General features: G+C 47.2%; 27 protein-coding genes. 15 read left to right on the top strand and 12 right to left on the bottom strand.

Features of this window, described 5'->3' with window-relative positions:
* Positions 1-379: 379 nt before the first annotated feature.
* Positions 380-3454, top strand: coding sequence for a transglycosylase domain-containing protein (locus ACINK7_RS09570; protein WP_404361137.1), 3075 nt, complete (start codon positions 380-382; stop codon positions 3452-3454).
* A 179-nt stretch (positions 3455-3633) separates the two neighbouring features.
* Here the strand turns inward: ACINK7_RS09570 and ACINK7_RS09565 are convergent, their stop codons facing one another.
* Both ACINK7_RS09565 and ACINK7_RS09560 read right to left on the bottom strand, forming a co-directional pair.
* On the bottom strand, positions 3634-4212 hold the full coding sequence (locus ACINK7_RS09565; protein ID WP_404361136.1) for an NADPH-dependent FMN reductase: 579 nt from the start codon (positions 4210-4212) through the stop codon (positions 3634-3636).
* Between the two features lie 25 nt (positions 4213-4237).
* Positions 4238-5029, bottom strand: coding sequence for a VacJ family lipoprotein (locus ACINK7_RS09560; protein ID WP_404361135.1), 792 nt, complete (start codon positions 5027-5029; stop codon positions 4238-4240).
* A gap of 138 nt (positions 5030-5167) precedes the next feature.
* On the opposite strand from ACINK7_RS09560, the gene rnt reads away from it, so the two are divergent.
* Complete coding sequence (gene rnt, locus ACINK7_RS09555) at positions 5168-5830, top strand: ribonuclease T (protein ID WP_404361134.1); 663 nt, start codon at positions 5168-5170, stop codon at positions 5828-5830.
* 141 nt (positions 5831-5971) lie between these two features.
* Here rnt and grxD read toward each other — a convergent pair whose 3' ends face one another.
* Positions 5972-6295 (bottom strand): Grx4 family monothiol glutaredoxin, encoded by a 324-nt coding sequence (gene grxD / locus ACINK7_RS09550; RefSeq protein WP_014148278.1) that lies wholly within the window; start codon positions 6293-6295, stop codon positions 5972-5974.
* A gap of 173 nt (positions 6296-6468) precedes the next feature.
* Here grxD and ACINK7_RS09545 point away from each other — a divergent pair, with 173 nt between their 5' ends.
* The 6 genes from ACINK7_RS09545 to cpdA all read left to right on the top strand — a co-directional run bounded on the left by ACINK7_RS09545 (position 6469) and on the right by cpdA (position 13338).
* Positions 6469-7662, top strand: coding sequence for an aspartate aminotransferase family protein (locus ACINK7_RS09545; protein ID WP_404361133.1), 1194 nt, complete (start codon positions 6469-6471; stop codon positions 7660-7662).
* Complete coding sequence (gene argF / locus ACINK7_RS09540; RefSeq protein WP_404361132.1) at positions 7652-8554, top strand: ornithine carbamoyltransferase; 903 nt, start codon at positions 7652-7654, stop codon at positions 8552-8554. Before ACINK7_RS09545 ends, argF begins: the two co-directional genes overlap by 11 nt.
* A gap of 55 nt (positions 8555-8609) precedes the next feature.
* Positions 8610-9266 carry a TIGR04211 family SH3 domain-containing protein gene (locus ACINK7_RS09535; RefSeq protein ID WP_404361131.1) on the top strand — a complete coding sequence of 219 codons (657 nt, stop codon included), beginning with the start codon at positions 8610-8612 and terminating at the stop codon, positions 9264-9266.
* A 193-nt stretch (positions 9267-9459) separates the two neighbouring features.
* The gene (ilvD, locus tag ACINK7_RS09530; protein WP_404361130.1) at positions 9460-11157 is read left to right on the top strand and encodes a dihydroxy-acid dehydratase; all 1698 of its coding nucleotides are present in this window, start codon (positions 9460-9462) and stop codon (positions 11155-11157) included.
* Positions 11158-11189: 32 nt separating this feature from the next.
* Complete coding sequence (gene argA / locus ACINK7_RS09525) at positions 11190-12527, top strand: amino-acid N-acetyltransferase (RefSeq protein ID WP_404361129.1); 1338 nt, start codon at positions 11190-11192, stop codon at positions 12525-12527.
* Positions 12528-12537: 10 nt separating this feature from the next.
* Positions 12538-13338 carry a 3',5'-cyclic-AMP phosphodiesterase gene (gene cpdA, locus ACINK7_RS09520; protein ID WP_404361128.1) on the top strand — a complete coding sequence of 267 codons (801 nt, stop codon included), beginning with the start codon at positions 12538-12540 and terminating at the stop codon, positions 13336-13338.
* Position 13339: 1 nt separating this feature from the next.
* Here the strand turns inward: cpdA and ACINK7_RS09515 are convergent, their stop codons facing one another.
* On the bottom strand, positions 13340-13876 hold the full coding sequence (locus tag ACINK7_RS09515) for an RNA pyrophosphohydrolase (RefSeq protein ID WP_404361127.1): 537 nt from the start codon (positions 13874-13876) through the stop codon (positions 13340-13342).
* Positions 13877-14127: 251 nt separating this feature from the next.
* On the opposite strand from ACINK7_RS09515, the gene ACINK7_RS09510 reads away from it, so the two are divergent.
* The 5 genes from ACINK7_RS09510 to ACINK7_RS09490 all read left to right on the top strand — a co-directional run bounded on the left by ACINK7_RS09510 (position 14128) and on the right by ACINK7_RS09490 (position 16936).
* Positions 14128-14814 carry an HAD family hydrolase gene (locus ACINK7_RS09510; protein ID WP_404361126.1) on the top strand — a complete coding sequence of 229 codons (687 nt, stop codon included), beginning with the start codon at positions 14128-14130 and terminating at the stop codon, positions 14812-14814.
* A gap of 151 nt (positions 14815-14965) precedes the next feature.
* On the top strand, positions 14966-15412 hold the full coding sequence (locus ACINK7_RS09505; protein ID WP_404361125.1) for a gamma-glutamylcyclotransferase: 447 nt from the start codon (positions 14966-14968) through the stop codon (positions 15410-15412).
* Positions 15413-15631: 219 nt separating this feature from the next.
* Positions 15632-16075 (top strand): peptidoglycan-binding protein LysM, encoded by a 444-nt coding sequence (lysM, locus tag ACINK7_RS09500; RefSeq protein WP_404361124.1) that lies wholly within the window; start codon positions 15632-15634, stop codon positions 16073-16075.
* A 17-nt stretch (positions 16076-16092) separates the two neighbouring features.
* Positions 16093-16566, top strand: a complete 474-nt coding sequence (locus ACINK7_RS09495) for a YidB family protein (protein WP_404361123.1) — start codon at positions 16093-16095, stop codon at positions 16564-16566.
* A gap of 61 nt (positions 16567-16627) precedes the next feature.
* On the top strand, positions 16628-16936 hold the full coding sequence (locus tag ACINK7_RS09490) for a hypothetical protein (RefSeq protein WP_404361122.1): 309 nt from the start codon (positions 16628-16630) through the stop codon (positions 16934-16936).
* A 409-nt stretch (positions 16937-17345) separates the two neighbouring features.
* Here the strand turns inward: ACINK7_RS09490 and ACINK7_RS09485 are convergent, their stop codons facing one another.
* The 4 genes from ACINK7_RS09485 to ACINK7_RS09470 form a co-directional block, all read right to left on the bottom strand.
* Positions 17346-17714, bottom strand: a complete 369-nt coding sequence (locus ACINK7_RS09485; protein ID WP_404361121.1) for a DUF488 domain-containing protein — start codon at positions 17712-17714, stop codon at positions 17346-17348.
* A gap of 7 nt (positions 17715-17721) precedes the next feature.
* Complete coding sequence (locus ACINK7_RS09480) at positions 17722-18165, bottom strand: CopD family protein (RefSeq protein ID WP_404361120.1); 444 nt, start codon at positions 18163-18165, stop codon at positions 17722-17724.
* A gap of 19 nt (positions 18166-18184) precedes the next feature.
* Complete coding sequence (locus ACINK7_RS09475) at positions 18185-18493, bottom strand: transposase (RefSeq protein ID WP_404361119.1); 309 nt, start codon at positions 18491-18493, stop codon at positions 18185-18187.
* Between the two features lie 811 nt (positions 18494-19304).
* Positions 19305-19523 carry a hypothetical protein gene (locus ACINK7_RS09470; protein ID WP_404361118.1) on the bottom strand — a complete coding sequence of 73 codons (219 nt, stop codon included), beginning with the start codon at positions 19521-19523 and terminating at the stop codon, positions 19305-19307.
* A gap of 401 nt (positions 19524-19924) precedes the next feature.
* Between ACINK7_RS09470 and ACINK7_RS09465 the strand changes: the two genes are divergently transcribed.
* Positions 19925-20092, top strand: coding sequence for a hypothetical protein (locus ACINK7_RS09465; protein WP_404361117.1), 168 nt, complete (start codon positions 19925-19927; stop codon positions 20090-20092).
* A gap of 115 nt (positions 20093-20207) precedes the next feature.
* A complete protein-coding gene (gene xrtE, locus ACINK7_RS09460; RefSeq protein ID WP_404361116.1) occupies positions 20208-21821 on the top strand; it encodes an exosortase E/protease, VPEID-CTERM system in 1614 nt (537 codons plus the stop codon).
* A gap of 274 nt (positions 21822-22095) precedes the next feature.
* On the opposite strand, the gene ACINK7_RS09455 is transcribed toward xrtE, so the two are convergent.
* The 4 genes from ACINK7_RS09455 to ACINK7_RS09440 all read right to left on the bottom strand — a co-directional run bounded on the left by ACINK7_RS09455 (position 22096) and on the right by ACINK7_RS09440 (position 25613).
* A complete protein-coding gene (locus ACINK7_RS09455; protein ID WP_404361115.1) occupies positions 22096-22554 on the bottom strand; it encodes a hypothetical protein in 459 nt (152 codons plus the stop codon).
* Positions 22555-22620: 66 nt separating this feature from the next.
* The gene (locus ACINK7_RS09450) at positions 22621-22866 is read right to left on the bottom strand and encodes a phage integrase N-terminal SAM-like domain-containing protein (protein WP_404361114.1); all 246 of its coding nucleotides are present in this window, start codon (positions 22864-22866) and stop codon (positions 22621-22623) included.
* A 438-nt stretch (positions 22867-23304) separates the two neighbouring features.
* Positions 23305-24204 carry a DUF6734 family protein gene (locus tag ACINK7_RS09445; RefSeq protein WP_404361113.1) on the bottom strand — a complete coding sequence of 300 codons (900 nt, stop codon included), beginning with the start codon at positions 24202-24204 and terminating at the stop codon, positions 23305-23307.
* Positions 24201-25613 carry a DUF6519 domain-containing protein gene (locus ACINK7_RS09440; protein ID WP_404361112.1) on the bottom strand — a complete coding sequence of 471 codons (1413 nt, stop codon included), beginning with the start codon at positions 25611-25613 and terminating at the stop codon, positions 24201-24203. The genes ACINK7_RS09445 and ACINK7_RS09440 overlap by 4 nt, the downstream gene beginning before the upstream one ends.
* Between the last annotated feature and the right edge of the window lies 1 nt (position 25614).

The raw sequence follows: 25614 nt of genomic DNA, 5'->3' as shown, positions 1-25614 counted from the left end.
GCTGTCACTATACTCTTCGATCAAAATACCTATCGAGCATTGGGATTATTTTAGCGCCCCCGGCAAAGCGACTGAACTTTCGATTAAAAAATGCCTCTTTGCATTAATTTAAAATTCATATAATGATGAATAAAGGGTTTAAAATCATTTTTTGACAATTATACCCTCGTAGATCAAAATTCTGCGCAAGGGGGCATCAAAGGCCCAGCAGCATGCTGCCCCCTCAGCTAGCGTTATGCGAGGGACCGAGCATCCCGGCGCCTCCTCATGCACTGCCGAAACTTGACGTGCGAAAGGTATATTTCCCCTAAAGAATCGACCTATCCCATACTTGGACGGCCCAAATTCAACAAGACCTGACTGAAGGTAACCACAGAATATGCGAAATGTTAAACTTAAAATTCGCCGGTTATTGGTATTGAGTTTTTGGACCGGCGCGGCGTGGTTAAGCTTTTCTTTTGTCATCTTAGTCAAGGAGGAAATAGAAACTTCCCGCTATCAAGCCCGCTATCTTTCGGAGATTACCAAACAGTTGAGTTTCAAACTCGAACCCGGCATCAGCTCGTCGATTCGCTTTCCTTCTGAAGGCCCTTATGATCGACGGCTCGGGTACACATCGTTACCCGACATGATATCCCGTCTGGAAAACAACGGTTTCAAGATATCGGCCCAGGCACACTCCTCCGATGCGATTTTGCAATTGAACGACTACGGGCTCAACCCCATCTATCAGGAAAAAATCCAAGCCGGGCTTCGCATCATCGATTACAAAGACCGCGAATTATTCAACACCCGGCATCCGACTTACGGATATGCACATTTTGATACGATTCCTCCGCTTATTCTCAACACTTTGTTATTTATTGAGAACCGCGAATTACTCAATGACAAATTCCCTACGGTAAATCCGGCTATCGAATGGAGTCGACTAGGATTCGCCGGCATGCAATTCATTGCCAAGCAATTCGGCTCAAACATCAACGTACCGGGCGGAAGCACCCTGGCGACTCAGTTAGAAAAATACCGTCATTCACCGGACGGCTATACTCACTCAATCAAAGACAAACTGCAACAAATGGTCAGCGCTTCGATACGCGCTTACTTATTGGGACCCGATACCCGGGAAATGAGAAAACAAATCGCGCTTTCATATCTAAACTCAATGCCGTTGGCTGCGACGCCTAAACTTGGTGAGGTTCATGGTTTGGGCGATGGATTATCGGCCTGGTACGGAGCGGATTTTGAAGAAACCAATCGCCTACTCGCTTCAAGCGCCTTCGACCCCGAACAAGCAGTCAGCCCCGAACAAGGCAAAGCCTACCGGCAAGTGCTTAGCTTGCTTCTATCGCAACGCAGACCCTCAGATCTACTCGGTTCTAAGACCGGCTTCAAAGCATTACAAAATCTTACCGACAGTTATTTAAGGGTCATGGCCGAACAAGGCCTCATTTCAACATCATTACGCGATGCTTCATTACAAGCATCCGTTGCCCGCCAAACCAGCGAAATCCCAGAGCCGGCCAAGTTCATGACCGAAAAAAAGACCCAAGCCGTACTCCGGACACGATTAGCTAGAGCGCTGGGAGTTCATTCGATCTACGAATTAGACCGAATTGACTTGACCGCAAAGTCGACTATCGATTTCGATACTCAGCAAGCAGTCGGTCAATCCCTCAGGCGTTTGAGCGAAATAGAAGGCGCCCGAGCCGCGGGCGCTATCGGATTCAGGTTATTAAATGAAACCAACGATCCCTCGCCTATTATTTACAGCTTGATGTTGTTCGAGCGAAGCCCAAAAGGCAACTTGCTACGCGTACAAACCGATAATTACGATCAACCGCTGGATATCAACGAAGGCATCAAGATCGACCTAGGTTCTACCGCTAAACTCAGAACGATGGTTCATTACCTTGAACTAGTCACCAAAGTTTACGAGCTTTACAAACACACCCCGGTTTCCGAATTCAATAAAATCGAACTGCATTCACGCGACTATATTTCCGCCTGGGTAATCCATCAACTTCGCGCCAACCCTAATATACAATTGGAAGATTTATTGAACCGGGCCCTCGACAGGCGTTTCTCGGCCAGCCCGGGAGAAAGTTTCTATACCGGGGGCGGCATTCATCGCTTTAGTAATTTCAGCCGGATAGACAACGAAAAAATCCTATCGGTTCGCGATGCCTTGCGCGATTCGGTCAATTTAGTCTTCATTCGCCTCATGCGCGAAGTCGTATATCATCACCTTTACAAACCTGGAGGTGTTGCACGGTGGCTGGAAATTCCGGACGACCCTCGCCGCCAGGAATATCTCCAACGTTTTGCTGACCGTGAAGGACGTATATATTTGCGCCGATTCTACGCAAAATATCAAGATAAGTCGCCCGAAGAGGCACTGGCTATGCTGACAAAACGCGTTTACGCCAAAGCATCCCGGTTTTCTATGCTATACCAATCGATTTATCCCGATGCTAGCATTGATGCGTTGGAACAGTTTCTGAAAAAAAACCTACCTGCCTCCACGCGCGGCAATGAAAAAATCGAAAAACTGCACGAAAAATACTCTCCGGCCAATTTCGACTTACAGGATCAAGGCTACATCACCAAAATCCATCCTCTCGAACTTTGGTTAGTCAGGTATTTAGCTCAACACCCTAACGCAACAAAAGAAGAAATGCTAGAAGCCAGCACGGTGCAACGCCAGGAAGTTTATCGCTGGTTATTTAGGAGCCGCCGAGCCAGCGCTCAACAACGGCGCATTATGACGCTGCTGGAAATCGAAGCATTTACCTCAATCCATCGTGCTTGGCAAAGAACGGGCTACCCTTTCAGTTATTTGACGCCTTCCTATGCTAGCGCAATCGGCGCGTCGGGAGACCGTCCGGCGGCATTAGCAGAGCTGATGGGTATTCTACAAAACAACGGCATCAGACAACCGCTAGTTCGTTTTGAAAAACTTCATTTCGCAAAAGACACGCCCTATGAAACCATCATGAGTCGACAACCCGCTCATGGCCAGCGAGTCTTTGCGCCCGAAATTGCAAAAGTGACCCGTGATGCTTTGATTGGCGTCGTCGAAGGGGGTACGGCAACACGCTTAAGAAACGTTTACAAAGACTCCGATATCGAACCGATCGCAATAGGCGGAAAAACCGGCACCGGCGACCATCGGCGCCAAGTGTGGGGGGAACGTGGACGGTTGATCGAATCGAAATTCATCAGCCGTGCCGCAACTTTTGCATTTTTCCTTGGGGATCGATTCTTTGGTGTCATTACCGCTTATGTTAAAGGACCCGATGCGGAAAACTACCGATTCACCAGTTCGCTACCGGTGCAAATTGTCAAATCGTTGGAGCCGACATTATCTCCTTTACTAAATCGAGAAACTGAGATGAAAGACGTTCGGCCGATTTCCGAAGTAACGATAGCTGGGGTCCCACAAAATAAATCTTAGGATCGAGCATAATGGCCAATAGCGTATCAAAGGGATGTGAATAACGGCGAGCGCAGAGCATGGGAACGATAAACTTGCGAAGGATGCTTGCAAAGCGCCAGATCCATTTAGGGAAGTTATTTTTTACCGTATCCTTATGAAAATCGATTTATGAATATGCGGTTAAGAATCACTTTTCGCTATTCCGTAGATTTTAATTTTGCCAGTGTCCGAGCTAAATTAACGCCTAATTCGATGACAGCATCTTGTTGAGCGGTATCGACCAACGAGCCGTCATCGTTGAATGCTTTTGCGGCATTGGCTATCGCTTGCTGACCGGCTTGAACGGTTACACCGATATTGGACAATAGCAACCTTAAAAACACCAACCCCCTCAAACCGCCCAAAGCACCAGGCGAAGCGGACATAATTGCCGCTAATTTTCCGCGATATGCTAGCAGAGGCAACTCATCGCCCTCCCGACGCGACGCCCAGTCTATTGCATTTTTTAATAATGGACTAAATGCACTATTATATTCAGGCGATGCGATTAAAAAACCGTCGTGTGCGATTAAAAGCGACTTAAAATCCCGTGCCGCTCGCGGCATTCCCTCTTTTTTTTCGAGATCCTCATTGAAAATGGGCATTTCAAAATCAGCTAAATTAATCAAAGTAACTTCCGCACCCGAACGTCTAGCTCCACCGGCAGCAATCTCAACCAATTTCTGGTTATAGGAATTTTTTCTAGCACTGCCGGAAAAGGCAAGAATTTTAACCATAGCCCTTCTCTCCAAGTCGTTTCAGTTAAATCGCATCCGGTTCGATATATTCGTCGTTGAAATTGTTAAAATCAACATCGAGATCCCAATCGTTTTCGGGCACATTACCGTCTAGAATCAAATATTCTCGTTGTTGTATATAGGCATTTTTGAAGAATTCGTATCGATCCACAGCAGCTTCTGTCGCAATTCTCGTTGTGCTCAAATTGTCGGCGCGAGTATCGACCGCATTCAATACAAATAGACCGCCCCCAATAGCACCATAAGTTCCGGAAACGATACCGCCATCGATATAACTAATTGGATTCATAGCGGCATCGCCGACAAGGCCGAATACACCTCTGGACGAACTCGGGCCAAAAAGCGGCAATACCAAATACGGTCCTGACGGCACTCCCCAAACCGCTAAAGTTTGATCGAAATCCTCATTATGCTTCGGCAAATCGATTTCTGTCGCAACATCAAACAAACCTCCGATACCCGCCACCGTATTCACAAGAAAACGAGCGCCATCCGATCCGGTCTGGGCTAATTTAAATTGCAACAAATCGTTAATGGTAACACCTATATCATTGATATTACTAAAGAAGTTTGTAATACCCCGATCGACAAAAGAAGGGGTAATCCATTGATACCCCTTGGCAAGAGGTTTCATGGCATACTCGTCCAAATTATCGTTAAAGACCTGCATATTCCGGTTAAAACCTTCCCACGGATCGCTTTCATCGATCCTAGCTTCGGGCGCCGACGCGCATCCGATCACAGTGCTCAGTAATAACGGCATCGCCAAACGGGCTACCATTGGTTTTAGATTCATATACGGCCTCGCAATACCTAAATTTTTATTATTCGGTGTTTTTCGCGTAACATAGCACAATATCCCTGCCCTTTCGAGCATTGGCAATAAACTTGCCGCTACTCCTTTTTTCAAATTTTTCTCAATTTTTATGTATCGATGGAAAAAACCATAACTCCCCTGGGAAGTCGCTTCCGAGGCTACCTTCCAGTAATTATCGACATTGAAACCGGAGGCTTCAACCCCAAAAAAAATCCGTTACTGGAAATTGCAGCGGTCATCGTGGAACTAAATAAACACGGTAACCTTGAAGTCACCGAGCGTCACGCATGTCATATCATTCCTTTTCAAAACTCCGAATTAGACGAATCCGCTCTAAAATTCAACAAAATAGATCCATACCATCCTTTCCGCATGGCTATTCAAGAAAAAGATGCGCTGGATAAACTATTCAAACCCATCAAAAAGGCCGTAAAAAGAAATGACTGCACCCGAGCGATACTGGTTGGCCACAATCCCGCTTTCGATATTAGTTTTTTAAATGCGGCAATCCAAAGAACGCAAATCAAACGTAGTCCATTTCATCCTTTCAGCACTTTCGATACCGCAACATTAGGCGGTCTAGTCTATCAGCAAACGGTACTGGCAAAAATTGCCGCCGCAGCTGGATTAAATTGGGATAGCGACCAAGCGCATTCGGCTTTATACGATGCCGAACAAACGGCTACACTGTTTTGCAAAATCGTCAACCGCTGGAAAAAACTGGAATCGTTAGAGTCTGACGCCGAGACAAAATCAGGCTCGGGCATAGCCGAAAGCTAGAGGAAGCGATCAAGAAGTTACCCGGTACAAAAGACTATGCTTACGTTGGTAGTTGAAACGGCATCGAAAGCGACATTTGGGCAAGGATTGCAGGATCGCAAGAACATAAAAGCCACTCGCCATCCATGGCGAGCAAAAAAATCAAGCGCTAATAGCTTCAGCATCCTGCAACAACTTGACTAACTCACCCGTGTTATATAAATCGAGAATGATATCGCAACCGCCAACTAATTGACCTTTGATATACAGCTGAGGATAAGTCGGCCAACTGGAATATTCCTTCAACGCCTCCCTAAGTTCAGGGTCTTCGAAAATATTAACAAACGTGAAATCGGCCTTGCAGGCGCGCAATACTTGCACCGAGCGGCCGGAAAATCCGCACTGAGGAAAATCGGGAGTACCTTTCATGTAGAGTACTACCGGATTATTTTCAATCTGATCTTTAATTCTGCTTATTACATCCATAGAAATTACTCGTTAATTATAAAAACCAAGTAATACTATCAAGATTTGCTTTGTTAAAAAAGCTTCTTTTTATAGCAATACTATTGATTAGCCCGGTTATCAAACATATAATCATCGGTTTTCTTGCAGGCGGCTTTTAGCCGCCTTTTTGCATTTTAGGTAAGGTATAATCTATGACCGGCCACGTTATGCCAACTTACGGACGTTTAAGCATTTCCTTGGATAGAGGAGAAGGCGCTTTGCTTTGGGATCAACAAGGCAATTGTTATCTGGACGCTCTCTCCGGTATTGCGGTATGCAACCTGGGCCATGCCCATCCTTCCATACATAAAGCCATCTGTGAGCAAAGCGCGAAGTTGGTTCACACATCCAATTTATACCGCATCGATTTACAAGAACAACTCGCCGATCGGTTAACGGCTCTAAGCGGGATGGATAATGCCTTTTTCTGCAATTCGGGCGCCGAAGCCAATGAAGCGGCTATTAAAATAGCACGCCGATACGGTCATCAAAAAGGCATAGAAAATCCCGCCATCATCGTCATGGAAAAAAGCTTTCACGGCAGAACCTTGGCGACGCTTAGCGCTACCGGGAACACCAAGATCCAGCAAGGTTTCGCGCCACTGGTCGAGGGGTTCGTTCGCGTTCCATATAACAACATAACCGCGATTGAAAACGCCTTACAACAACATAGCAATGTAGTTGCCATTCTTATAGAACCGATTCAAGGCGAAGGCGGGGTTAATATCCCCGCACCGGATTATCTCAATAAAATCCGCACACTATGCGACCGGCACGATTTATTGATGATGCTGGATGAAATCCAGACCGGCATTGGCCGTACCGGCAAGTTTTTAGCTTACCAGCATAACGGCATACTTCCCGATGTTTGCACACTCGCCAAGGCGCTCGCTAATGGCGTTCCAATCGGTGCCTGCTTAGCGAGAGGAAAAGCCGATAAAATTTTGACGCCGGGCACTCACGGTTCAACTTTTGGCGGCAATCCTTTAGCTTGTAGCGCAGCTCTAGCCGTATTGAACGAATTAAATGACGGCCATTTGATCGAACAAGCCGAAATCAAAGGACGAATGATCGCGTCCAAGCTCGATGAGCTATTGGTCGGCAACAATAAGATCGTAGAAATTCGTCATAAAGGTTTAATGATCGGCATCGAATTATCGGTACCTTGCGGCGAGCTCGTCAACAACGCCTTGTCAAAAGGATTGTTGATCAACGTGACTAATGAAACAACCATAAGGTTATTACCCCCGTTGATTATCGACGCGCAACAAATCGAAAGACTGGTGAAAACACTAACCGCCGCTATCCACGAATTCACGGAAAAACATCAAGCCAATGAACCCTAGACACTTTATTAGCCTAAATGATCTAACTTCGACCGAATTTCGAACCTTAATCGATCGGGCAATCGAGCTAAAAAAATATCGTGACCCGAACTATCAACCGTTGAAGGGTAAGGTTCTTGCCATGATTTTTGAAAAATCCTCGACACGAACTCGTATCTCGTTCGAAACCGGCATGATTCATTTAGGCGGTTCGGCTTTATTTCTATCGCCGCGGGACACGCAACTCGGCCGCGGCGAACCTTTGCAAGACAGCGCAAAAGTCATTTCAAGCATGGTCGACGGCATGATGTTGAGAACGTTTAAACACGAAACGGTCACAACGATCGCAAGATATTCCAGCGTACCGGTCATCAACGGCCTTACCGATCTTCTACACCCTTGCCAACTACTTGCCGATATGCAAACTTATTTCGAATATCGCGGCGACATAGAAGGCAAAACCGTTACCTGGATTGGTGACGGCAATAATATGTGTCACTCCTATATAAACGCTGCAAAGTTATTGAATTTTAAATTACATATTGCCTGCCCACGGGGCTATGAGCCGACCCCGGCAATAGTAGAAACCGGACGGTCACACATTGAGTTTTTTAATTCTCCCGAAGAAGCGGCAGAAGCTTCAGACTTGATTGTTACCGACGTATGGGCCAGCATGGGCCACGAAGAAGAGCAAAAACAACGCGAAATAGCTTTCAAGGATTATCAAGTCAGCGAACGAGTCATGAATACTGCAAACCAAGACGCGCTTTTCATGCATTGCCTCCCCGCACATCGAAACGAGGAAGTCGCTGCCGAAGTCATCGACGGCCCTCAAAGTGTTGTCTTCCCCGAAGCGGAAAATCGTCTACACGCACAAAAGGCTTTGCTGGAATTATTAATGAGTGACAAGTAAAATTTGACCGACTCCTAATACAAATAATGCAACCCTGCCTGCATCAAGGATACACGTGAAAAAATTAGTATACGCTATCATTCTCTCCGCAATTGTTATCAATGCTGCCCAAGCTAAAACCGTTTATGTCACTGACGACCTAGAATTAACACTCAGAGTCGCCGAGAACGAACGCAGTAAAATTTTGCGAATGCTTCGCTCCGGCACGCCGTTGACACTGATCGAAGACCTCAGCTCCGGTTATTCTTATGTTAGAACAAATAAAGGTATCGAAGGCTACATTTTAACTCGTTTTTTAAAAACCTCGCCGCCCGACAGCCATCTACTTGAACAAGCAAATAAAAAAATCGAACAACTTCAAAATGATAATGCCGGACTGAAATCCGAGTTAACTTCATTGCAAGAGACCGTTAAATCTAGCGAGACATTAATGGCCGAACGCAACCAATTGATGATGGAACTTGCCGAAATAAAACAAATTTCGTCAAGCGCTATCGACATTAAAAACCAACGCGATCAATTTCAAGAACGCGTCGTTTCAGCCGAACGCGAGTTACAGCAACTTAAACGAGAAAACCAAGCCTTACGCGATAACGCTCATCAAGACTGGTTTCTCTATGGCGGAATACTCGCATTAGGAGGCGTTTTACTCGGTTTTATATTACCGAAACTAAGCCTAGGACGACGAACCAGTAGTTGGGATACGTTTTAAAGATTGGAGATGAAAGTAAGTGCGCGCACATAATTACTTGAGCAAATGCCCCCGGGATAGGACTGGGGCAAGTAACCGAATCTTCGAAAAAGCTCATAACTTCCGGAAGTTATTTTTCGCGCAATCCTAAGGAACCGCTTCAACTTGATACCCCCCAGTCTACTATTAACAATTGAACACATTAGGAATTCAGATGGCAAATTCAGGTGACAAATCCGCAAGACGCTTTTCATCACAAGTCGTTGACGGCATGGAGCGAGCGCCAAGCCGCGCAATGCTGCATGCCGTTGGCTTTAAAAATGAAGACTTCAAAAAACCACAAATCGGCGTCGCTTCAACTTGGAGCATGGTAACTCCCTGTAACATGCATATTAATCGACTTGCCGACGATGCAGCTCGAGGCATCGATAATTCCGGCGGCAAAGCAGTTATTTTCAATACCATCACGATCTCCGACGGTATTTCGATGGGCACCGAAGGCATGAAATACTCGCTGGTTTCCCGTGAAGTCATTGCCGACTCGATTGAAACCGTGGTCGGCTGTCAAGGCTTCGACGGCGTCGTCGCGATCGGCGGCTGCGATAAAAACATGCCCGGCTGCATGATCGCATTATCGCGCCTAAACCGTCCTGCCATCTTCGTTTACGGCGGTACGATTCTGCCGGGATGCCATAAAGATAAAAAACTCGATGTCGTCTCAGTTTTCGAAGCGGTCGGCGCTCGCGCGAACAATAAAATCGACGACGAAGAACTTGCTCAAATCGAAGCGAAAGCGATACCCGGCGCGGGCTCCTGCGGCGGTATGTACACAGCAAACACGATGGCCTCGGCAATCGAAGCTCTGGGCATGAGCTTACCGAACAGCTCAGCGCAAGCCGCGGTTTCCGAAGACAAACGCCTCGACTGCGAACGCGCCGGCGCGGCTGTTCTCGAATTGCTCGCTAAAGACATCAAACCGCGCGACATCATGACCAAGGCAGCATTCGAAAATGCGATCACCGTCGTTATCGCACTCGGCGGCTCGACCAATTCGGTGCTACATTTGATTGCGATGGCCAATACAACCGGTGTTGACATCACGCTAGACGATTTCACCCGCATCGGCAAAAACGTTCCGATGCTGGCCGACCTGAAGCCGAGCGGACAATATCAAATGGCCGAGCTGATTGAAATCGGCGGCATTCAGCCATTGATGAAAGCCCTACTGGACCGCGGTTTACTGCACGGTGATTGCTTGACTGTCACCGGCAAAACGCTGGCCGAGAACCTTGCCAACGTACAACCGTATCCTGAAGGCCAGGACATGATCCACTCCTTCGACAACCCAATTAAAAAAGACAGTCACTTGGTCGTTTTATACGGCAATCTGGCTCCGGAAGGCTCGGTCGCGAAAATCACCGGTAAGGAAGGTTTATTGTTTACCGGCAAAGCGAAAGTATTCGATGCCGAAGAGCAGGCATTGCAAAGCATTTTGAACGGCGACATCATCAAAGGCGACGTCATCGTGATTCGTTACGAAGGCCCGAAAGGCGGCCCCGGTATGCGCGAAATGTTGTCGCCAACTTCGGCTGTCATGGGCAAAGGGCTAGGCAAAGACGTCGCATTGATCACCGACGGTCGCTTTTCAGGCGGCACGCACGGCTTCGTGGTCGGACATATTACCCCTGAAGCCTACACCGGCGGCCCGCTAGCCATCGTACAAGACGGCGATTCCATTACTATCGATGCTGAAAACAACGAATTGACGCTGCACATCAACGAGCACGAAATGAACCGCCGCATGGAAAAATGGCAACAACCGGCCCCTAAATACACGCGCGGCGTATTGGCGAAATTTGCCAAATTGACCAGTTCGGCTTCGAAAGGTGCCGTCACCGACAATTTAGATTGATCGCGGAAAAAAATTGACCGAGTCAGCTTTTTGTGACCGATTCTAATTTACCGGCCTTGTCTCTGAACCACGATTTTGTCAACTGGTTCAGAGACTCCTCTCCTTATATACACGCCCATCGGAACCGCACCTTTGTCGTTTCATTCGGCGGCGAGGCAGTCTATGACTCGGGGTTCGCGCATCATGTGCATGATTTTGCGCTGCTCAACAGCCTGGGGATACGACTAGTTCTTGTACATGGTATTCGCCCTCAAATCGATACCTGCCTACGCAAACAAAACATCGCCCCCCGTTTTCATAAGAATCTCCGAGTCACCGACGAATTGGCTCTACAATGCGTAAAAGAAGCTGCCGGCCTCGTCCGGGTTGAAATCGAAGCGCTCTTATCGATGGGACTAGCCAACTCGCCGATGGCCGGCGCCAAAATTCGCGTCGTATCGGGTAATTTCGTCATCGCAAAGCCAATCGGCGTAATCGACGGCGTCGATTACGGCCATACCGGCGAAGTACGCAGAATCGATAGCCAAGCCATCCATCAACAACTGGACATGAATTCCGTTGTTTTAATCTCGCCGGTCGGTTATTCACCGAGCGGCGAGGCATTCAATTTGTCGGCAGAAAAAGTAGCAACCGAAATTGCGATCGCCTTAAAAGCAGAAAAACTGTTATTGCTCACCGAACAAAGCATCAATCATCCTGAAAGCGGCGACAAGATTCAGCAAATGACAACCGTCGAAACCCAACAATTTATTGAGCGCTTTCCAGGCATAGAACAATCAATTAGCCTGCCTTTACAAGCTGCGATCCATGGCTGCCAATCCGGCGTTGAACGTGTGCATCTTGTTAATCGCCATCAAGACGGCGGTCTGCTTTTGGAATTATTCAGCAGAGACGGCACGGGCACATTAATTAGCTCAACACCTTATGAAGAACTGCGCCAAGCAACATTAAACGATATCGGCGGTATCTTAGAACTCATCATACCTTTAGAAGAACAAGGTATCCTAGTTAAACGTTCGCGGGAAAAACTGGAAATGGAGATCGGAGACTATATTATTATCGAACGGGACGGTCTAATTATCGGCTGTACCGCACTGCATTCGATCGAAAGCGAACACGCCGGCATGATCGCCTGTCTGGCCGTACATCCAGATTACCGAGGCTCAGCTAGAGCCGGTCGATTATTAGAGCATTTGCAACATAAAGCTAAAATGCTAGGCATGCAGCAAATTTTTGCGCTCACGACGCAAACCAGCCATTGGTTCTTAGAGCGCGGATTTGCACCAACCGCAGTCGAAACGCTGCCCGAACAGCTGAAATCGATCTACAATCCACAGCGTAACTCTAAAATATTGTGCAAATCCATCTGAATTAATATCCATGAGCACTCAAGGCACGTTATCGCTATTACAATTAACCGACCTGCATATTCTTCCGAGCCCCGGCGAAAAAATGCTAGGAGTCGACACCGAATTTTATTTCGAGGCCGTATTGCAACATGTGCGGCAAACGAACACACATTACGATTTGGTATTAGTTACCGGCGATTTAACTCAGGACCCCTGCCCTGAAGCTTATCAAAGAATTTTCGGTCAACTACACACATTAGCAGTCGACACACTATGCCTTCCGGGCAATCACGACGATTATCCTTTAATGCAGCAATGGCTAAACCAAGACAACATCAGCTGTAAGAAACATATCGAGTTCGAGAAATGGCAAGTGCTTTGCCTGAATAGCCAGATACCGGGGAAAGCCGAGGGAAGCCTCAGTGAAAACGAATTGAGGTTTATTGAAGATGCGCTAGAAACAAAACCAAATCTTTTTACGTTGATTGCGGTTCATCACCACTGTATTCCGACCCGAAGTAGCTGGATGGACACGATGATCATTAAAAACTGCGAAGAGTTTTTAGAGATTATGGACCGATATCCGCAAATAAGAGGCATCACGTCCGGACATATTCATCAAGAAATGGATATTTACTTGAACTCGCTAAGAATATTGGGCACGCCATCGACTTGCTTCCAATTCAAACCGCTATGCTCGCGATTTACGTTAGACGACCTGATGCCGGGCTATCGAACCATTGAATTGCATTCGGACGGACGGATCACCACCCAAGTTCACCGCCTGCCGGGAATCTTGCAAGAAATCGATCGGAGCTGTACGGAATATTAAATTACCGAGATTTCTGTTGCTGCCATTTCTTAGCTAAGAAGCCGTCAGCCTTGACCGGCACCGAATCGGCCAACAAAATCTCGCCTAACTCAGACATTGCTCTGCGATAGACTTTTCGCTTGAAATACACAACATCCTTAAGCGGCTCCCAATAATCGACCCAACGCCAACCGTCGAATTCAGGTTTGGCCCCGCAATCGAATCGCACTTCCGAATCTTGTGTCAACAAACGAAGAATAAACCAAATTTGTTTTTGCCCTATGCATAACGGCCACGAGTTTTTGCGCATGTAACGTTCCGGCAATTGATAGCGTAACCAATATCGAGTCCTGCCCAGTAACTGAACGTGTTCGGAACGCAAACCCGTCTCCTCCCACAACTCCCGATACATCGCCTGCTCCGGGTCCTCGCCCTCATTGATGCCTCCTTGCGGAAACTGCCATGAATTAGCGCCCGTACGCTTAGCCCAAAACACGCGACCCTCGTCATTGCAAAGGATGATGCCGACATTGGGTCGGTATCCTTTTGAGTCAATCATGTTAAAACCTGTCAATATAAGCCTGGTGCCCACGCCTTCTCTACTGAAACGCTAAACTGCAAATCGCTAACGAACCCGTTTCGACCTTAGTGGGCAAAAACAAAAATTCGAAGCAGAACTACAGCGTCATTTTTCTAAGTGATAGAATGGCCCAGTGAACCAGGGATTTAAAATATTGCGATATTGTTCCACAAAACAATCAACAAGGCTATAGCGCGAAGCCCTTTAAAACTTTTCAATAGGTTACAGCAGTGAGTTTAGCGATCTTCGATTTAGATAACACCTTAATCGCCGATGACAGCGATTATTTATGGGGACAGTTTTTAGTCGACCGAGGCATTGTCGACAAAGCCCAATATGAAGCAGCCAATGCCAAGTTTTATGACGATTACAAACAAGGCTGTCTGGATATTGTGGAATTTCTTAACTTTTCATTAAAACCCTTATCTGAGCATACCCCTAGGCAACTGTTTGAATGGCGCGAACAATTTATCGAAGAAATCATCAAACCGTTAATGCTCAAACCGGCTCAAGCCTTGATCGACAAACATAAAACCAAAGGCGATACCTTGATGGTGATTACCGCAACCAATCGCTTCGTCACAGAACCTATCGTCAAGCTATACGGTATCGAACACTTGTTGGCAACAACCCCGGAATTCATCGACGGGCGATATACCGGCAATTTCAGCGGCACGCCTTGTTTCCAAGCCGGCAAGGTCGCTTTATTGGAAGACTGGCTGACATCCTCGGGAGAAACCCTTGCAAACAGTTGGTTTTACAGTGATTCGCACAACGACTTGCCTTTGTTGAATCGAGTGCAAAACCCGGTTGCGGTCGACCCCGATGAAAAACTCAAAGCCTATGCTGAACAATCGAATTGGCCGATTATTAGCTTACGTAACGATCACTGCCCTACGCACCATTTTCAAAAGTAGACCTTCGTTTTTGCACCCTTCGCACTTCAAATTTCGGTAGTACCTAAGGAGGTGACGGGGTGTTAGGTCGATTTTGCTACTCGGCAATTGCTCTGCATCACTGACTTAAAGACGCCGTCGACAAAATGTACTATTCGAACGACAACAAAAAGTGAAACGACTTAAAAAACGCCAAACACACTATCTATTCGTGTACGGAACCTTAAGAAAAAATCACGGACACCCCATGTCGCGTTGGCTAAATCAACGCGCCGACTGGATTGGCCCTGGATATTTTCAGGGAAAATTATTTAATCTGGGGAAATATCCGGGGGTCGTAAAATCCAACAAAGCCGGTGACCGAGTGCTAGGCGATATCTACCGAACCGATCATCCGAAAATGATCTTAACCACACTCGACCGCTACGAGCAGTGCTCCATCGGCGATTCTCGACCCCACGAATATGCGAGGTCCATCGAACCGGTCATGTTTGGTCAAGGCCAAATACTGAACGCTTGGGTTTATCTCTATAACCGCCCGATCGAGGGTCTCATTTGTATTACTTCCGGCGATTATCTTGCAACAAGCGCCAAACAGAGTATCGGACAAACCCGCTAGCGTGGCTAATCTTGGCGTTATGATTCGAATTGTATCTCCTCTGTCGGCATGCGATACCACAAGTAATTTTCCTTGGTCGGTTAGATCAACAAGGTCCAAATGTTAAATGCAAAGTCTGCCTTGATTTTTTTGTACGCCCGAAATCAGTTGACCACTGGCAAGTTCAGGGGTATGTTCCGTAAGCAAACCACATTTCCATAACAAAAAAGAGGCTAAATCATGGGCTTATTCAATTTTGCAATGAATATGGGCAAAAAACTGTTCGGCTCCGAAACCGAGGCGCCTGCCGCGATACAAAAACTGATCGAAGAAGACAATCCTGGCGTCGAAAACCTACAGGTTCAAGTCGAAGACGGGCGCGCGATTCTGAGCGGTAAGGCAAGCTCGGCCGAAGCACTGGAAAAAGCCGTGTTGATCGCAGGGAATGTGCAAGGCATCGAAGCCATCGATGCCGCAGGAGTGACGATCGCGGATGGCAGCACGGTCGCCGGAGACGATCAGTTTTACACGATCGAAAAAGGCGATACGCTTTGGAAAATCGCCGAGAAAGCCTACGGCAACGGCTCGAAATATCAAAAAATATTCGAGGCCAACCGAGAAGTCATCAAAGACCCGGATAAAATTTATCCCGGCCAGAAAATCCGAATCCCCAAAAACCTTTAACCCGAGGTGGTGCCGTCATGGACATCAATTACCTACTTCAAAGCAGTGCACAAATATTCAAGGAGCAATTGGACACGGATCGTGACGGAAAAGTAGAAACCTCCGAAATCGTCGGGGCGTTGGCGAAATTATTCGGCAATAAACAAGGTCAACCGAACCTGGGTTCTATTATTTCCAGCATGCAGAACGGTGGCAGCCAAGATTTAATGCAGCTCGCGTCCTCGTGGCTAGGCAAAGGCCAGAACGCTCCGGTTTCCGGAAACCAGTTGGAACAAATATTCGGCCACGACAAAATCGCCGCATTCGCCAAACAACTAGGCATCAGCGAATCTACGGCGTTGAACGGACTGCAGGAAGCAGTACCCAACGCCATAGACAAGGCTTCTCCAAACGGCACGCTTGCCGATCTTGGAGAACAGTTGTTGAATAGCGTCGGCGGCGTCTCCGGCGCCATCGATTCATTCGGCAAATTGTTCGGCCGCAAATCCTGACGTTATCGGATCGTTCGAAAGGACTCAATTCACTTGAACACTACTCTTGGGAACGACGGCAATGACTAAAGACGAACTATTGAATAAAATCCAATCCACGATCGACGAACAACAAGCCAAATTAACCAAATTGAAAAACAAAGCCAAGGAAGAATCGCAAGAAACTCTCGATGACATCCGCGAAGCAATCGACGACTTAGAACCCAAACTCGAGCAGGCCAAAGCGAAAGCCCTTGAAATCGCCGAAACCGCCGACGACAAATGGGATGACGTAAAAGACTCGTTGGAAGAAGGATGGGACGAGATTTCCGCGAAATTAGAAAAAGGCTGGGACAGTTTGACTTCTGCCGTGAAATCAATTTTTTCGTAAGTAAAATAGCGCCGGCCGGTTCAGCAAGTAACAAGCGCGCCAAGATTTTTCGCGAAAGCTGAAATGGGGTCCGTCCGATTTCAGCAGCGAAAAATTGCTTGGCGATTATTGCCTTCGGCGGCCCCGATTCGCCCTGCGTCCGTGCCACTACGCCACATCATCGTATACTCGATGCGGCTCCGTAGCACTCCCACAAATGGCTTTACGCCGTGTCGCGATGCCTTGTATTTTGCCTCCACCTGCGCTACTCGCGCAGACTCCGGCAAAACACCCGGCGCTACGGCTATCGGGGACTAAAAATCATCACTTCGCTGACGCTCCGTTTCCATGATTTTCAGCGCCCGAATGCCGCTTGCTGAATCCGGGGTGAATTAAACTCGGATTATCTCGGATTCCGCTGTGTTTCGGGCTAATGGCAGCGAAATTGTTCGATCATGGCGTCTATATAGTCTTTTAAAGCCACTGCATTGTTGTATTTTGCCTCTTTCGATGAATACAAAAAGGTCACCCTGCCGCTTTTCGCATGCCCGATCAATTCCGTGACCGCATCCGAATTCGAAGCCAACTCAGAGAAATACCGCTGTTTGAACTCCACCCACTTTTCGGGATCGTGTCCGTACCATTTTCTCAGTTCATTTGAAGGCGCCACCGACTTCAGCCACAAATCGATCTTCGCCTCCTCTTTCGGCAAGCCTCGTGGCCAGAGCCGGTCAACCAAAATCCTCATTCCGTCTCCGGCATCCAGCTGATCGTATACCCGCTTGATTGAAATATTCATGACCTGATTAATACAGCCATCCGGTCCGGAACGAAACGCCGACGATCACGAACAAAACAGACAAAACCGTGACCGCAACGATATGCCCTGCCATGACCTCGAGGTTGTCTTTTGACAATGCGGGGATGACGCGAAACCTGGCGTTGACGGCAAAACCCGCCGTCAACGCAAGAAGGATCAGTTTTGCCGCGATCGGATGAGAAACCGGATTCGCCATCGTGAACCATTCGCCTATATCCGGAACCAAGCGATAGGCCAGTAAAAGCCCGGTTAAAACTTGCACGATCAGCGCCGGCATACCGATTTTTTCATAAACGGACTCGAAGGCCAGCAGCAATTCCGGAGAGCGCTCCTCGAGAACTCTCGGTAAAACGACAACCGCCAAGACAATATGCCCTCCCGTCCAAACGGTGGCGCTCAACAGATGCAGCAACAACAGTATCCCGTACATGATTTTCGACCCATAAGTTTTAATTCCAGCACGACCGAGAACACCCCGCCGTAGCGAGTAGCCCGGATGGAGCTTGCGTATAAACACCGTTCAACTGCCGCATCCCTTTCGAAAGATTGGCATCAGGCCTTTCTATGACCAAATGATAATGATTGGTCATCAAACAATAGGCATGACAAACCCAGTTAAAATCCTCTACGACACGCTTCAAAACATCAAGGAATTGAACCCTGTCTTCATCATCTTCATAAATGCTTTCACGACGGTCACCACGGGAAGTCACATGATAGAACGCGCCTGAAAATTCGATTCTAATAAGTCCGATCATGAACAAATTATATAGCACCTAAATCCTGCAAACCCAAAAAAGAAGGCGAAACAGGCATTAAATCAGTACAGAAGAATCGTTCAGATATGCGATTCCACGCCTCTATTTTCCGGTCAATACCGGCTGATACCGGCGCGTTGCGTTTTACGCCAGATGCGTGCGCGTAACCGATGATTGAGGGTTTCTAATTGGCTGACCTAGCGCTCATCAACTTCTTTGAGTAATCGGCTGATGGTCGCCTCAATCGGTATTTTTAACCAACCGGCCAGCTTACAAACACGCCGTCTGACCACACCGCGCAAACCTTGGCGATTGATCGGGCGCCACCGATCACGCCGACCAAAGTCAGCAACACGACTTCCACCAGTTGATAAGCAGCATTATCGCCGCGCACATGCGCAACGGTTTGTTTGACCAGATCTTCAAAACCGATACGCTCGAGAAATTTGATTACCGGAATTAAGCCGGCCTGACTGGTTAAACCACTTGCTGTTGCCGACAGATGAACTTTTCCGGTTGGCCGGCGTGCAGTTTTTTTGAGGTTGGCGTGAGGCGTGTTCGTTCATTAAAATCATGACCTGGAGTTACTTTGTAAAAATAATCATATCATTGATTTATATAGTTTATTAATATTTTCCCAGTGCTTGTTTGCAGGATTTAGGTGTAATAGTGCACCCACCGGTCGGTAGCGACGCGCGTAACAACTGTTGACTTTGATCGGCGGTGAGCGGGTAACCAGTCGATGAGAATCAAAGGTAAGGGCAATGACTGTAATAACCACTGTGTCATGGCCCCATAGAGCTTTTAACGCTCAAGACTTGAGCTTGGGATTGCCGAGGAGACGGTCGATGCGCTTGATTTTGTGTTTGGGATAGGCCGGCCCGGGAAGTGCTCGCCCTAAGTCCGTCAGCGACACCGAGATACTTTTCAAGCCGCCCTCTACGGTCGCCATGAGTGTTTTAAGCCGGGTTCGATGAAGTTTAGGAAGCGCCCGCTTGATCAGATTATGGAGCAAACTCATAGTTAACATAGGACCTCCCCGGCGAAGCTGAAAGATTATGAATTTCAGCAATTAGACCCGAGAAACCAACTTTTCGATCAATTTTTAGCCATAGCAAATTGTTTTATATGACTATTTTACGGGGATACCTCAGGCTCTAACCCCTTAATTCAATTCTATATCGGCATTAGGTAGCAACGAGTATAAAGGGAATTTGGTTTATCGAAAGTTATCTTGGATGTCAGAAAATTTTACAATACCATAATCGATTAACTGAGGGATATTAAATAACTCTTTATTATTCAGTTGAATATTAATATTGGCCTACAATTTGCTGATGCTATTAAGCTTGTAAATACGATTTTACTGAAATCGTTTTTACAAGTCTTAAACTAGTGAACAAAACCTTTAATTGTGTAAGGAGTATAGTCATGAAAACAGTAACTAAATTATATCTTGGCTCAGCAATCGTATTTATCGGAATGAATAGCGCAACTGCTGCTATTGCTGCACCTGAAATGGACTCCAGCATCGCAGCTTTAGGATTGGGATTGGCGACCGCGGTCGCTGCTCTTATTTCCGAACGTCGCCGCAAATAGCGAATAACGGGGCAAGGGTACTTTAAACTTGCCCCGTTTCAATTTGCCGTCATAGCAATTTGATTTCTCGACTTTCCGCCTTTTGAAACAGATTTTCTTTCTATCCTTTTAAGCGATGCAATCAGTCGTCAGCCGCAGTTTTTTTCTAGTGTTTTTATGCCTGGAAGCTCTTGTTTTATCAATTAGCTTCGATTCGCAATCTTTAGAGAAAACACATAACTTGTTTTTGGGTTTAATCGGTTATGCCGGTGAATTTATCAGATTCTTCGTTGCGGTTGCAGGAGGTTTTGCCGTTTTTGGCTGGCCAAGGTTTCAGGCTATTTCGCATTTTTTACTTGATTACAATGATTATCCATGGTGGCAGAGATGGTTGGCGGCCCATGGTATTTTCATTATGTCCTTTATCTATATCACATCGGCGTTATTTCAAGGCGTCGAGTTCGAAAATTCTCATGAGGCTATTACGGTCTACTTGGTAGCTGTAAGTTGGTTTTTAATAGGGATAGGATCGGTTGTTTGCCTGTTTTTTACCATCGCACCAGCGAAATGTTGGACACGATTGATCTCGCAAGAGATAGTTCTGGTTTCCCTCGCTGTTTTGACAGGCGTCCTTTCTTGGTTTGCTGGAGAAATGTCGGAATTAGACTGGCAGCCCCTTACCGAGTTGACCTTTAAAGTTTCAGGTTATTTATTGGGCATTTTTTATCCAGAGGTCGTTATTCAACCGGTTCATAAAATATTGGGAACACCTGGTTTTGAGGTGCAGATTTCACCGCAATGCTCGGGATACGAAGGCATTGGACTCATTATCGTATTTTTATTTTTGTACATAATTGCTTATCGCAGAACCCTGTTGTTTCCGAATGTCTATATTCTGTTTCCAATTGGGGTTATCACAATATGGATTTTGAATGTATTCAGGATTGTGGCGCTGATCGCCATTGGATCTTCTTTTTCAGAGGAAATAGCTGCCGGCGGGTTTCATTCGAATGCCGGTTGGATCGCATTTGTTTTGATTAGTGGGGGGATGGTTTCGATCTGTCAACGATCAAAATATTTCCTTGTTGAATCGCACGCTGTTGAATTCAGCCACGAATCCAACCATTCGTCGGCACCAGCGCTATTGTTGCCTTTCGTCGCTCTACTTTCATCAATAATATTAACCTCGGCTTTTACGGTAGATTTTAATTGGTTTTATCCCATAAGGGTAATCGTTTCGCTTTCGGTAATTTGGTATTTCCGTAAGCAATATCGTCCGATATTTAAAAATATTACGCTACACTCGCTATTAATTGGTTTTAGCGTTTTTGTGATTTGGCTGATCTTGGTTGATGTCTCTGAACAAGATAATCAAAAATTTATGGATTCATTGTTCGAGGCGCCTCCGCTGTTAGTTAGCAGTTGGTTGCTGTTTCGTTTCATCGGCGCCACGATTACTGTACCGATCATCGAAGAACTCGTTTTTCGAGGTTACTTAATCAATAAACTATCCGATATAAACTTTACGGAATTAAAGGCGATTAAATTTACTTGGCTTTCCTTTCTGGGATCTTCGATCTTATTCGGCGCATTGCACGGTGAATGGCTTGCCGGCACAATTGCCGGAATGGGATTCGCTTTGGCCTTGTACCATAGAAAGTCTATTTCCGATGCTATAACTGCTCATATGACGACGAATACGTTGCTGGCATTTTATGTTATGTCGACCGGGAATTGGTCGTTATGGTAATTCTCCAGGATAATCATATTTTAAGAAGCGCGGTTTCGAGTAGGACAGGCACTCCCAGCGCGGTAGGGTGATGTTGGTTTTCTCCGTTTGCCGCCTGGTTTCCCGGCGGTGCCACAATATTTCACCCCTGACGCAGGTTGATACCCGCCCCCTCTCCGAACCGGACAAGCGGCTTTCCCACATCCGGCTCCTCGATCAGTCATTCAGCAAGCCTCCGCCCTTCGAAAGGGATTCAGGTCTATGCGGATGTGTCCACGCGGCCAGCCAATGCTATTTAAAGCCTGGTTGAACCTGTCACAGTTGTAAGCCTTGCACTGGCTCTTGCGGTTGAGTCGTTTGTACAGAATGTGTGTTGCACGATAGACAAAGTCGCTGCACCGGGTTGCGTTATCCGCGATGCATAATAGTTCAGGTGGCCGGCTACCACCCGCGCCTTGTCGCAGCGTAGCATTTCGCCCAAGGTCTGCTTGTGTCGCGCCTTGCTCGCCCATTCGTCGAAGGCCTTCAAGCCCGCGCCGAATTTCTTGCGCGCGGTGCGTCGCTTGACCTTGAAGTCTCCCCGCGTGGTCTTCCCGCAGTAGTGGGTAAAACCGAGAAATGTAAACTCTTCCGGCTTCTTCCCTTTCCTTTGCGCATGGGTTATAGAGCGTGAAAAAGAACAACCGGTAACTCTCACCGAACGGGTCGCCATAAATAATCGCTGGGCCTCTGTAACCGTGACGATACCCGGCAATCCCTGTCACTTCGACGGCTTAATCAAATGCAAATGCAGCTATGGTTTGCACAGTACCTGCTGATATTAGAGCTTGAGCCCGTAGAGATCGAGTTTCTCGGCGCTCCAGGAGTGGGTTGTCAACAAATCGGAAAAATACTCGAGCAATTGAGCTTCGAAGAGGTCATGAATTTGCTCATCGAAATACGCGCCGATGCGCCGAATAGCACGGGAATAAGCCTCGACCGTCTTCGGCTGAAGCCCCTTGAGTTTCAGGTGTTTGAGAGGAGTTTGATAGTTATGCTTGAAATCGAGCGTGGATGATGCTGTCATAGCCAAGTAACCTTATGATTTATTGGAATATTCCCTCTTTCTTATGAGGGCGTGAGGTTACATTTTAACGTCAATCAAGCGACGGTTCTTTTCGGCTTTGGAGCTGCGCTTTTGTGCGCGCCTGACCTGTTATGCATCATAGTCAATTCTGAGCCGAAGCATACAGCCAAAATACAAAAAATAAACATTCGCAAGCTAGTTCAACACAGAACTTGACCGCAGGATATCAATTTACTTTCCATTTCCTTGGCCAATGACATGGGATAGGTGAGAGTGAATCGCTTGTGTTATAGCAGCAACCAAACGCAAAAACTGGGCTCAGCATCACCTAGACGGAACAAAAGCGGAGATTTAAGAAGGACGCAAGGGAAATTACACGGCTCTAGTCAGCGATTTTGCATAAAGACTCAATTAGACGTTGATTCGAATGACCTTCCGTCAGTTCTTTGTTTGGCGCACGTATCTCAAACAATTTTCATAAGCTTCGGGATGATCCATTCGGACTCTCTGCTCGATATCCTGGGCGAGAGATTTGTTTTTCTTGGCATCTGCGACCAAGTGCGTGTAGCCGGCCTCTTCGGCTTTCCCGGGGTCGAACGCATCGTCCAACGATTCGAAGAGATAGCTGACTTCGATTGGCCGATTCCATCCGTCTGAATGATTTTTATGATATTCGATGTAGGCGGACAGCAAGTATTGCTCAACCAGAATGTTTCTTTCGACCCGATCGTTCAAAATAGCCCATAAATTTGCATTGGCTCTGTGCTCAACCGTCTCGAACGCTTGTTTCGCATAGTGATTGATAAATTCGGTATTGCTTCCGCCAAAAATACCGCAACTCTCCGCTCTCTGCGGCAGCCCGCTCGTTCGGTACCATGCCCACTCTTTCGGCAACCAGCCATTGAGCTTTCGTATTAACGATTCGACTTGCTCCGGCATGTAATACGACGCTCCGACCGTGAAATAATCCGGGTTTTGCGCAAATATCTGGGTGTTCGAGTCGATCGGCAAGGGCTTCCACAAGAAGGCATCACTATCGATGTGAATGAAAGGTTCCTTTTGCGAAGCATAGGTATGAATCTTCCCCAATGCCCACCATTTTTCATCATGATGATCGAGACCGTTCAAAGTGGTGTTCACGCAATCGAACTCCAAGCGGAGGCCTTCGACGAGCATTCGCGCACCGTGGTCGTCGGTGAACAAAACGGTTTTTTCAAAAAACTTCCTGGCCAGCTCCAATGACAAAATCCATGAGAGCAAATGTTGTTTTTCGCTGCACCAAATGGTCTTTCGGGAGAACAAATAAGGCTTGCTCCAAAACGACCAGACGGCATTCATCGATCGCCTCGCACTCGCGGACGAATCAAATCGGTGCCGATACCGATACGGCCGAAATAATTGTAATTGCAAGCACCTGACAACGGTTCGAAGCTGCAGCGGCAATCACTCGTGATCGTCACCGTTCCGTCGGTCGCGGCGATGATCGCCAACGGAGCATAGTGATGCTCGATGCCTTGCGGCGGCAGTATTTGAGGTATCCGAGTGTTTTTATCGTGACCGGTCGACGGCCACTCGATATCGCCGGTTGCGACACGGGCCGGTATCAGCCAATAATCGCCTGGACGAATCGCTCCGGCGTCCTCCAAGGCAAACTTTACCTCGATGCCGTCTTCCAACGGAATCCACCCGTTTCCGTGAATCTCAATGACGCCCTCGGCATTGATCTCATTTTTTTTCGCTCGTTGATCCCAACGGCGAAGCAATGGATGCCGGCATTGATGAATCGCCATTCCTTCTCCGCCGGACAAGATGATTTTTCTATCGATGACGTCGATATCCAGAATCTGAAGCAACGGATTGATTTCGTTTTTTAGACTGATCCTGTCATCGATCAATTCCACCCAGTCATGAACCTTTAAACCCAATTTTTCGTCTCTGCCCAAATGCTCCAGAGTAACGGTCGATGTATTTGAACCGGCATCGTAAACGAATTGATTGACAGGAAATATCGCCGACCCGTTTTCACGAGAGAATTTGAAAGTGGGCGTTTTGGCATTGCCGGATTCATCGACTGTGTTTCCGTCGTGAATTTCAACACGGTACAGTTGATTTTCCAGTCCGCGGTATTGCGCATCCGGCTCGGTCAAACACGGTTGCTTGTCTTTTCGAACCTGCTTGGCCCTGGCGCTCATACCGATCCGACTCAACGTTGATACTTCCTCGCCCAATAAAGATGTCCCTTGCTGACAATAGGCATAGTTATAGGTAATCGGTTTGACTTTCACTTGCCAGACGACTTTTGAACGTGTCGCCGTATCGACGCCATTGAGCGCTTTTTCGCGAATCGAGTCGTCCTCGACATAACTGACATGGCGCTCCCAAACATCGAGATAGACGACATAGTTACCTACACCCAATGCGTCATCTTCTTTCGAAAGAGGATAATCGGTCTGGTTCAGATAGCTGGTCTCCTGCCCGTTCTCGCACAATAGGCCGTTCACGTAGTAGCGGCCTTCGCCTATCTTGAAGTCTCCTTGCGCATCGCCGGGCGTAATCTCAAAACCCAACTCCGACGCCGGCCCCGCATACGGACCGATGATATCCGCGGCCAACGTTTGCAGATAATGTAGCAGGATAGCGGTTTGTTCATTCCAATCCGCATCGAGCTGAACTCTGCCTTGCTGCATCAGCACGCGTAAAAAATGTTTATTAGGGTCAAAAGTATTGCGTGTGAAATCGCCTTTCATG

It is taken from the genome of Methylotuvimicrobium sp. KM1 (assembly GCF_044788715.1).
Taxonomy (GTDB): Bacteria; Pseudomonadota; Gammaproteobacteria; order Methylococcales; family Methylomonadaceae; genus Methylotuvimicrobium.
Note: the sequence above shows the minus strand (reverse complement) of the source record. Positions and strands in the feature narration are given on the sequence as shown.

Bases quoted from the DNA above. Each gene is read 5' to 3' on its own strand.
- grxD (WP_014148278.1), bottom strand. From the start codon at position 6,295: ATGGATGTAATAAGCAGAATTAAAGATCAGATTGAAAATAATCCGGTA.
- ACINK7_RS09515 (WP_404361127.1), bottom strand. From the start codon at position 13,876: ATGATTGACTCAAAAGGATACCGACCCAATGTCGGCATCATCCTTTGC.
- ACINK7_RS09490 (WP_404361122.1), top strand. From the start codon at position 16,628: ATGACTAAAGACGAACTATTGAATAAAATCCAATCCACGATCGACGAA.
- ACINK7_RS09485 (WP_404361121.1), bottom strand. From the start codon at position 17,714: ATGAATATTTCAATCAAGCGGGTATACGATCAGCTGGATGCCGGAGAC.
- rnt (WP_404361134.1), top strand. From the start codon at position 5,168: ATGGAAAAAACCATAACTCCCCTGGGAAGTCGCTTCCGAGGCTACCTT.
- ACINK7_RS09560 (WP_404361135.1), bottom strand. From the start codon at position 5,029: ATGAATCTAAAACCAATGGTAGCCCGTTTGGCGATGCCGTTATTACTG.
- ACINK7_RS09445 (WP_404361113.1), bottom strand. From the start codon at position 24,204: ATGAATGCCGTCTGGTCGTTTTGGAGCAAGCCTTATTTGTTCTCCCGA.
- ACINK7_RS09480 (WP_404361120.1), bottom strand. From the start codon at position 18,165: ATGTACGGGATACTGTTGTTGCTGCATCTGTTGAGCGCCACCGTTTGG.
- ACINK7_RS09570 (WP_404361137.1), top strand. From the start codon at position 380: ATGCGAAATGTTAAACTTAAAATTCGCCGGTTATTGGTATTGAGTTTT.
- ACINK7_RS09440 (WP_404361112.1), bottom strand. From the start codon at position 25,613: ATGAAAGGCGATTTCACACGCAATACTTTTGACCCTAATAAACATTTT.
- ACINK7_RS09475 (WP_404361119.1), bottom strand. From the start codon at position 18,493: ATGATCGGACTTATTAGAATCGAATTTTCAGGCGCGTTCTATCATGTG.
- xrtE (WP_404361116.1), top strand. From the start codon at position 20,208: ATGCAATCAGTCGTCAGCCGCAGTTTTTTTCTAGTGTTTTTATGCCTG.
- argF (WP_404361132.1), top strand. From the start codon at position 7,652: ATGAACCCTAGACACTTTATTAGCCTAAATGATCTAACTTCGACCGAA.
- ACINK7_RS09545 (WP_404361133.1), top strand. From the start codon at position 6,469: ATGACCGGCCACGTTATGCCAACTTACGGACGTTTAAGCATTTCCTTG.
- lysM (WP_404361124.1), top strand. From the start codon at position 15,632: ATGGGCTTATTCAATTTTGCAATGAATATGGGCAAAAAACTGTTCGGC.
- ACINK7_RS09465 (WP_404361117.1), top strand. From the start codon at position 19,925: ATGAAAACAGTAACTAAATTATATCTTGGCTCAGCAATCGTATTTATC.
- ACINK7_RS09565 (WP_404361136.1), bottom strand. From the start codon at position 4,212: ATGGTTAAAATTCTTGCCTTTTCCGGCAGTGCTAGAAAAAATTCCTAT.
- ACINK7_RS09495 (WP_404361123.1), top strand. From the start codon at position 16,093: ATGGACATCAATTACCTACTTCAAAGCAGTGCACAAATATTCAAGGAG.
- ilvD (WP_404361130.1), top strand. From the start codon at position 9,460: ATGGCAAATTCAGGTGACAAATCCGCAAGACGCTTTTCATCACAAGTC.
- ACINK7_RS09470 (WP_404361118.1), bottom strand. From the start codon at position 19,523: ATGTTAACTATGAGTTTGCTCCATAATCTGATCAAGCGGGCGCTTCCT.
- ACINK7_RS09450 (WP_404361114.1), bottom strand. From the start codon at position 22,866: ATGACAGCATCATCCACGCTCGATTTCAAGCATAACTATCAAACTCCT.
- cpdA (WP_404361128.1), top strand. From the start codon at position 12,538: ATGAGCACTCAAGGCACGTTATCGCTATTACAATTAACCGACCTGCAT.